The sequence below is a fragment of the Microbacterium karelineae genome (genome assembly GCF_009745985.1).
Taxonomy (GTDB): Bacteria; Actinomycetota; Actinomycetes; order Actinomycetales; family Microbacteriaceae; genus Microbacterium; species Microbacterium karelineae.
Window position 1 is genome coordinate 1 of record NZ_WFIX01000006.1, and the last position, 641, is coordinate 641.

Genomic DNA, 641 nt, shown 5'->3' on the forward strand with positions numbered 1-641 from the left:
ATAAAAAATAATAGATATTATGTCTTATACACCAGTTGCTGCAGACGTAGCTAAATTAAGAAACCAAACAGGTGCAGGTATGATGGACTGCAAGAAAGCTCTAGTTGAAGCTGAAGGAGACTTCGAAAAAGCGGTAGATATCCTTAGAAAAAAAGGACAAAAAGTTGCTGCTAACAGAGCTGACAGAGAGTCTACTGAAGGGGCAGTAATCGCAAGAGTAAATGAAGACAACACTTTAGGTGCTGTAATTTCTTTAAATTGTGAAACTGACTTCGTTGCTAAAAACGAAGCATTCGTTGAGCTAGCTTACGAATTAGCTGAAATGGCTATTTTCGCTGCTACTAAAGAAGAGCTTTTAGCTACAGATTTCCACGGAATCACTGTTGCTGAGAAATTAGTTGAGCAAACAGGAGTTATCGGTGAGAAAATCGAAATCGGATCTTTCGAAAGAATCCAGGGAGATTTCTTAGGAGCTTACATCCATGCTGGAAACAAAATTGCTGCTATCACTTCTCTTTCTGCAAAAGTAGACGGAGCTGAAGAAGCTGCTAAAGCTGTTTCTATGCAGGTTGCTGCAATGAACCCAATTGCTCTTGACGAAACTGCAGTTTCTCAGGAAACTATCGACAGAGAGTTAGAGA

At 39.8% G+C, this 641-nt stretch carries 1 protein-coding gene; it reads left to right on the forward strand.

Features of this window, described 5'->3' with window-relative positions:
* Positions 1-19 precede the first annotated feature (19 nt).
* The coding region (tsf, locus tag GB932_RS21695) for a translation elongation factor Ts (RefSeq protein ID WP_156758773.1) at positions 20-641 on the forward strand (622 nt) is incomplete at its 3' end.